This is a genomic window from Neisseria sp. P0001.S005, assembly GCF_051963715.1.
Genome location: NZ_JBQCTZ010000184.1, coordinates 1 through 6,712, shown reverse-complemented (window position 1 = coordinate 6,712; position 6,712 = coordinate 1). Strand labels below are relative to the sequence as shown.

The window sequence follows — 6,712 nt, the reverse complement described above, 5'->3', positions numbered from 1 at the left end:
CTGATGAAACAGGCTCAACAAATGCAGGAAAACATGAAAAAGGCACAAGCCAAGCTGGCTGAAACCGAAGTTGAAGGCGAAGCAGGCAATGGTTTGGTGAAAGTTGTGATGACGTGTTCGCACGTTGTCCGCAAACTTGAAATCAGCCCTGATTTGATTCAAGAGGCCGCTGACGACAAAGAAATGTTGGAAGATTTGGTATTGGCTGCTATCAATGCCGCTTCTGAAAAAGCCGAAGAAACGACCAATAAAACCATGGGTGCATTCACCCAAGGCTTGCCTGCTGGTATGGGCGACTTCTTCCGCTAAACTCGCGCCGTAAAGCAAACAAAGGTCGTCTGAAACACCAAAAATCAGTTTCAGACGGCCTTCGTATTATCTGTTTTGCAGATTGAAATCAACATATCGGCAGTTATTCCGCCGCAGGCATATTGAGTGTTTATTGTATTCAAATCCGCTCAACCAATATTATAGTGGATTAACTTTAAACCAGTACGGCGTTGCCTCGCCTTGCCGTACTGGTTTAAAGTTAATCCACTATAAAAACCAACCGATACACCAAACAAAATGAAACCGTCCCTTTCTATCCGCTCACTTCTTTTAAGTTGTATATTCACCGCAACAAGCACAAACAGCTTTGCCGCCGCAACCATCATTACTTCTCCGGACAAGCAGTTCAGCGTTAGAAAAGTCTGCAAACACAAAACCCAGGAATGCTCTTTCTTTGCAGGCAAAAAAGCCATCGAAAAAAATCTTCCCGAAGATAGGACAAGCTATGAATGGCTTGGCAATACCTTCGCATTAAGAACCAGCTTTGGGTCGTATGATTCCTACACTACTTTCGCCGACCGTACACACAAGCCCCATACACTTTCCTCCGTCATCGCCACCGACAGCAAAACGCAATGCGCCGTGACCGCAGATAATAAAGGTGTGTCGTTCTACTCGCTGTTCCGCGACAAACCCGTCAAATTCATTGCTGCAAACGATAAAAAATTCAGCTTCTCTCAAGATGTTGCCTCGTTGGAATCCGTCGTCGAAGCAGAGTTCAAAGGCAAGAAAGTCCACATGACTTATATGAACAAAGCCGAACGCAATGTCTCGGTCGTTTTAGACAATCCGTGTGTGAAATGATGTGTCAAGTTTGATGGACAAGGTCGTCTGAAAAGATATAGTGGATTAACTTTAAACCAGTACGGCGTTGCCTCGCCTTAGCTCAAAGAGAACGATTCTCTAAGGTGCTGAAGCACCAAGTGAATCGGTTCCGTACTATCTGTACTATCTGTACTGTCTGCGGCTTCGTCGCCTTGTCCTGATTTAAATTTAATCCACTATACCGCTTATTCAAAAGCAAAACAGCCCAAAACCTGATTGACAAAAGGTTTCGGGCTGTTTGCGCCTGTTCGCCAAACGAAGCGGGTAGGGCGCAAGGCGTGCCAGTTTGGCAGATAGAGGCCTTTGCAAAGGTCTCATGAGGATGCAGGGCTTTCTTTGGGAAAGAACAATCGTTCCTTATTGATGTAAAAAAGCCTGAACAGAAGTTCAGGCTTTTTAAATTTGGCTCCCCGACCTGGGCTCGAACCAGGGACCTGCGGATTAACAGTCCGTCGCTCTACCGACTGAGCTATCGGGGAATGGGGCGTATTATAATGGCTGGAAAAAATGTGTCAATCAATATTTTTAAGAAAATGGTGCAAAATATTTCAAATGTTTGAATGTTAAAAACATTTTGTAATCAAGTTTCACATGCTTTCCAGCCGTTTCAGACGGCCTTTAGTATTTGGCGTTAACCAATTTGCCATTTTGGAACACTTGCTGCTGCATTACCGTACCGTTGTAGGCGTAAGTGGTTAATGAGCCGTTGCTTGGCGTGGCGCGGAACTGCATCAGTTGGTTGCGGCTGAGGATGTAGGGGTCTGTGCGTTTTTGGCTGTTGTCGCTGTAAAAGTCTTGGACAACGTATTCATTGTTGCGTTTGCTGATCAGTTGGCGATGGAAGCCGCCTTTGACTGCGCTGTTGCTGGGTGTGCCGTGCGCATCAAAATAGGTCACGATTTGTTCTTCTGTGATGCGGATGCTGTCCGAATCCGTATCTTTGGTGGTTTTGGTTTTGTCCAAGCCGACAGGGATGTTGATGGATGTGCCCAAGCCGACGTGGCGGCCGATGCTGGTGCCGACGCCTAAGCCGACGGAAACGCCGGGCGTGCCGACTGTACATGCGCTGAGTGAAGCAGCCAAAAGGGCAGGTAAGAGAACTTTTTTCATAATGTGTATCCTTGTAATAAGAAATGTTTGTAATGTGGGAAGTATAGTATTTTTGCGGTGTGGCTGGTGTTAGTATTGGTAAAAGGGCGCAATGCCGTCTGAAAAACAAGATAGAAACGAATATATCATTCTGGTGTAGAATGTGCCGAAATAATGATTTAATAAGAATGTGAATGAATAATGAAAACTTTGAAATTTACGAAGATGCACGGCTTGGGCAATGATTTTATGGTGGTCAATGCCATCAATCAGGACTTTGATCCGTTGGCTGCGCCGCTTGCCCAATGGGCGGACCGTTATCGCGGCGTGGGTTTTGATCAGTTTTTGGTAGTGGAGAAGCCTTCTTCTGATGCGGTCGATTTTCGGTACCGCATTTTCAATGCCGATGGTCGGGAAGTAGAGCAGTGCGGCAATGGTGCGCGTTGTTTTGCGCGTTTTGTCGCGGATAAGGGTTTGACGGATAAAACGGAAATCTTGGTCGAAACGGCAAAAGGGATTATTGTGCCGAAGCTGTTGGATAACGGTTTGGTTACCGTCAATATGGGTAAACCGCGTTTCATGCCGTCTGAAATTCCGTTTGTGCCTGCACATGGTGAAAATAAAGATGCCTTGACACATATTGTCTTGGTCGGTTTGGAATCTGTACCGGTAAGCTGCGTGAATATGGGTAATCCGCATGCGGTGATTTTGGTGGATGATGTTGAGACTGCACCGGTAGAGCATTGGGGCGGCGCTATTGAATCGCACGAGCAGTTCCCTGAACGAGTCAATGTCGGTTTTGTGCAGGTTGAAGATGAATTGTCAGTCCGCCTGCGCGTGTTTGAACGGGGAGTGGGGGAAACTCAGGCTTGCGGCACTGGAGCGTGTGCGGCCGTGGTGGCCGGCGTGCGCAATGGCTTGCTGAAAGAGGGTGCGCCTGTGCGTGTTACTCTGCCTGGCGGCGAATTGTTTATCAGTTGGGAAGAAGGTGGCGATGTGCAAATGACCGGCCCTGCTGAAACCGTTTTTGAAGGCGAGTTGCAGTATTCATGATGGTTTCTTTGGATTTTTGGTTTGCCATCGCGTATGCTGTGGTATCGTTGGCATTTATTTTTCGCGCGCAGCGGTTTCAATGGCTTTGGGCTGCGGTGTTGTTGTGGCTGGGGATTTCGGCACTGGGCGCGCGCTTGCTGCCCGGAATGTGGGGCTTTACGCATACAGGCCCTTTGTTCATCCCTCATTTTTATCTGACAATCTCCAGTATTTTCTTCTTTATTGATGACTGCAGTAAAACGGAAGACAAAAAGTTTTGGTCGGCAGGCGAATATGCCGGTTTGACCTTATTTGCGGTTTCCAATGTCGTCATGACTTTGGCTTTTGTTTTCTTGGCAGGCGTGGTTTATTTCATCTTGCCATTGGCAGGTGCGGTTTTTGCATGGGCGGCCTTGTTGAAAATTTATGCCTTGAAACCGATTTATTGGTTTGTTTTGCAGGGCGTGTTGATGCTGGTGTTTTATCTGCACCGCGTGGTCGTGTGCAAGCAGTCGGCGGCTTTGTTTAGTACGACTCAGCTGCAAATGGGTTGGCTGGTTGCGGTTATCATGCAGGCTGTGGTTGCCATGGCTTTGATTTTTGAACGGGGCGGATATTAATTTATCCAAACTAAAAGTTATAATGAAAGAAATTTTCGATATTGGTTTTTCAGACGGCCTGAGTTTAATATGCAGGCTATATCACATCTAAATCTGGAGCAGGAAATGAAAATTGCAAATAATATTACCGAGCTGATCGGCAACACCCCTTTGGTGAAATTGAACCGTCTGACCGAGGGTTTGAAAGCGCAAATCGCCGTTAAACTTGAATTTTTCAATCCGGGCAGCAGCGTGAAAGACCGTATTGCCGAAGCCATGATTGAAGCGGCGGAGCAAGCCGGTAAAATCAATAAAGATACCGTTATCGTTGAGGCGACCAGTGGCAATACCGGTATCGGTTTGGCAATGGTATGTGCGGCCCGCGGTTATAAATTGGCGATTACTATGCCTGAAAGCATGAGTAAAGAACGCAAAATGCTGCTGCGTGCATTCGGTGCAGAGCTGATTTTGACACCGGCTGCCGAAGGTATGGCAGGCGCTATCGCTAAAGCCCAGTCTTTGGTGGACGAACATCCAGATACTTACTTTATGCCGCGCCAATTTGATAACGAGGCTAATCCTGAAGTTCACCGCAAAACTACTGCCGAAGAAATTTGGCGTGATACAGACGGCCAAGTTGATATTTTCGTGGCCGGTGTGGGTACTGGCGGCACGATTACCGGCGTGGGCGAAGTATTGAAAAAACACAAACCCGAAGTTCAAATCGTGGCTGTCGAGCCTGAAGCTTCCCCGGTATTGAGTGGTGGCGAAAAAGGCCCGCATCCGATTCAAGGTTTGGGCGCAGGCTTTATCCCCAGCGTTTTGAATACGACTATTTACGACAGCATTGTCAAAGCACCTAACGAAGCAGCGTTTGAAACTGCGCGCGCTATGGCTGAGAAAGAGGGCATTCTGGTAGGTATTTCTTCCGGTGCCGCAGTATGGAGCGCATTGCAACTGGCTAAAAAACCTGAAAACGAAGGCAAGCTGATTGTTGTCTTGTTGCCGTCGTATGGCGAACGCTATCTTTCTACGCCTCTGTTTGCCGATTTGGCATAATATAGGATTGTTGTTAAAGGGCCGTTTTCAGACGGCCTTTTTTACGTATGGGCTTGAGATATAGTATGAAATCTGTTGTAATTCAGTTAATGAGCTTTGAATACCGTTATTCAAAAGTTGGTTTCTTCAACGAATCATGCTTATAATGCGCATTATGAAAAAATATATTCTTCCTATCCTTGCTGTGGCGGTACTTGCCGGTTGTGAATCGATTTATGTTCCAACATTGAAAGAAGTGCCAGTTCGACCAACCAACGTCAAGAAACCTAAGGCTGATTCACAAGTTTCAGCTACCAGTTATCATTTGGCTCCTTCGCATTGGGCAGATGTTTCCAAGATTCATGATGAAGCACGTCGCTTGAGTACCCAAGTGAGCCAAGGTAGTCTGACCAAAGTTCAGGCTGCCCAATATTTGAACCGCTTCCGTATCCAACAAGTGGGACGCAACTCCGTCGATGACAGTATGTACGAAGTTTATCTGCGTTCTGCCGTTGACAGCCAACGTGGTGAAATTACTACCGAGCAATCCAAACAGTACATTCAAGGTGCTTTGCGTGGTTGGCAGCAACGTTGGAAAAACATGGATACCAAGCCAAGCAATCCTGCGTTTACCAACTTCCTGATGGAAGTTATGGGTATGCAGCCTTTGAAATAAAAAAGTCATAAACCGAGAAGGCCGTCTGAATATTCAGACGGCCTTCTTCTCATATTTATATATGTGTAGTCGAATTGTATCCAATTAAGAACCAAACAGCTTGTCAGCCGCTTGACGGGCTTTTTCTTGAATATCTTTGGTCAGATAGTTTTTCATCTGAGAATAAACCAATGCAATGACGGCAATGTCATCACTGAAACCAAATGGAATCAGCAGGTCGGGAATGCTGTCGATGGGGCTGAGAAAATAAACCAGTGCACCGACAATAATCATTTTGGCCCGGTTGGGCGTGTGTTCGGATTCCCAAAGGTAATAAAGTGCATAAAGCTGTCGGACGACAGGTTTGCCCAGGCGGCCGGCAAAGCGTCCGAGTTTTTTCATAAAGCCGGATGTGTCCAAGTTTCGACGGCGGAAGGAGGGGATATAGTCTTCCGGATCGGGTGTGTTTTGATGAGGGGAATGTGTCATGATGCAGCTTCCTTATAAGGTATGGAAACATTGTTGGTGTTGTGCTGTATTTTAGTCCATCTAGAGATGGATGAAATGTCTTTGAATGTATAACTATGTAAGAGTAGTGATGATAATGCAATGGTAATAAGTTAAGAATGGCTTATGCCGCAGCAATCAAATCACTACTGCTTACCCACAAAAATAAATCGATTATATGGAGTAATCATGAATAAGAGAATAAAAATATGTCCCGCTTGTCAACAAGGCTATCTCTACCATTCAAAACCTAAATATCTTCATGATGAAATTATTCTGTGTGATGAATGCGATGCAGTATGGCTCAAAGGAGTGAATATATTTTATGGAGAATATGAAAAAGATTTTTATTCTTATGTTCCTTTCATGGAATCCCAAGGTATAACGGATGAATGTATCTGGGAAGGAGAGCTGTTCGATCATCCATATTATGAAGATGAAAACTCAAATGATATGGATTGATAGAAACTTTATATAGTGGATTAAATTTAAATCAGGACAAGGCGACGAAGCCGCAGACAGTACAGATAGTACGGAACCGATTCACTTGGTGCTTCAGAACCTTAGAGAATCGTTCTCTTTGAGCTAAGGCGAGGCAACGCCGTACTGGTTTAAAGTTAATCCACTATATCTTTTC

Annotated in this window: 9 protein-coding genes and 1 tRNA gene; 7 read left to right on the top strand and 3 right to left on the bottom strand. The window is 45.6% G+C overall.

Annotated elements, in window-relative coordinates:
* Both ACTHSP_RS16255 and ACTHSP_RS16250 read left to right on the top strand, forming a co-directional pair.
* On the top strand, positions 1 to 309 hold a 309-nt coding region (locus ACTHSP_RS16255), incomplete at its 5' end, for a YbaB/EbfC family nucleoid-associated protein (protein ID WP_440346453.1).
* A 258-nt stretch (positions 310 to 567) separates the two neighbouring features.
* The gene (locus ACTHSP_RS16250) at positions 568 to 1,134 is read left to right on the top strand and encodes a hypothetical protein (RefSeq protein WP_440346452.1); all 567 of its coding nucleotides are present in this window, start codon (positions 568 to 570) and stop codon (positions 1,132 to 1,134) included.
* A 424-nt stretch (positions 1,135 to 1,558) separates the two neighbouring features.
* Here ACTHSP_RS16250 and ACTHSP_RS16245 read toward each other — a convergent pair.
* Both ACTHSP_RS16245 and ACTHSP_RS16240 read right to left on the bottom strand, forming a co-directional pair.
* Positions 1,559 to 1,634: transfer RNA gene (locus ACTHSP_RS16245), tRNA-Asn, on the bottom strand.
* Positions 1,635 to 1,773: 139 nt separating this feature from the next.
* Complete coding sequence (locus tag ACTHSP_RS16240) at positions 1,774 to 2,265, bottom strand: hypothetical protein (protein WP_049351599.1); 492 nt, start codon at positions 2,263 to 2,265, stop codon at positions 1,774 to 1,776.
* 180 nt (positions 2,266 to 2,445) lie between these two features.
* On the opposite strand from ACTHSP_RS16240, the gene dapF reads away from it, so the two are divergent.
* The 4 genes from dapF to ACTHSP_RS16220 all read left to right on the top strand — a co-directional run bounded on the left by dapF (position 2,446) and on the right by ACTHSP_RS16220 (position 5,589).
* Positions 2,446 to 3,297, top strand: coding sequence for a diaminopimelate epimerase (gene dapF, locus ACTHSP_RS16235; protein WP_049351600.1), 852 nt, complete (start codon positions 2,446 to 2,448; stop codon positions 3,295 to 3,297).
* Entirely contained in the window at positions 3,294 to 3,896 is a 603-nt protein-coding gene (locus tag ACTHSP_RS16230) for a hypothetical protein (RefSeq protein ID WP_049351601.1), read from the top strand. Before dapF ends, ACTHSP_RS16230 begins: the two co-directional genes overlap by 4 nt.
* Before the next feature lie 105 nt (positions 3,897 to 4,001).
* Positions 4,002 to 4,934 (top strand): cysteine synthase A, encoded by a 933-nt coding sequence (gene cysK, locus ACTHSP_RS16225; protein ID WP_152333334.1) that lies wholly within the window; start codon positions 4,002 to 4,004, stop codon positions 4,932 to 4,934.
* A 154-nt stretch (positions 4,935 to 5,088) separates the two neighbouring features.
* On the top strand, positions 5,089 to 5,589 hold the full coding sequence (locus ACTHSP_RS16220; RefSeq protein WP_371464839.1) for a membrane lipoprotein lipid attachment site-containing protein: 501 nt from the start codon (positions 5,089 to 5,091) through the stop codon (positions 5,587 to 5,589).
* Positions 5,590 to 5,673: 84 nt separating this feature from the next.
* Here ACTHSP_RS16220 and ACTHSP_RS16215 read toward each other — a convergent pair whose 3' ends face one another.
* Positions 5,674 to 6,057, bottom strand: coding sequence for a YkvA family protein (locus ACTHSP_RS16215; protein WP_049351603.1), 384 nt, complete (start codon positions 6,055 to 6,057; stop codon positions 5,674 to 5,676).
* A 207-nt stretch (positions 6,058 to 6,264) separates the two neighbouring features.
* Here ACTHSP_RS16215 and ACTHSP_RS16210 point away from each other — a divergent pair, with 207 nt between their 5' ends.
* Positions 6,265 to 6,537, top strand: coding sequence for a hypothetical protein (locus tag ACTHSP_RS16210; protein ID WP_003686206.1), 273 nt, complete (start codon positions 6,265 to 6,267; stop codon positions 6,535 to 6,537).
* The last annotated feature ends 175 nt before the right edge of the window (positions 6,538 to 6,712 follow it).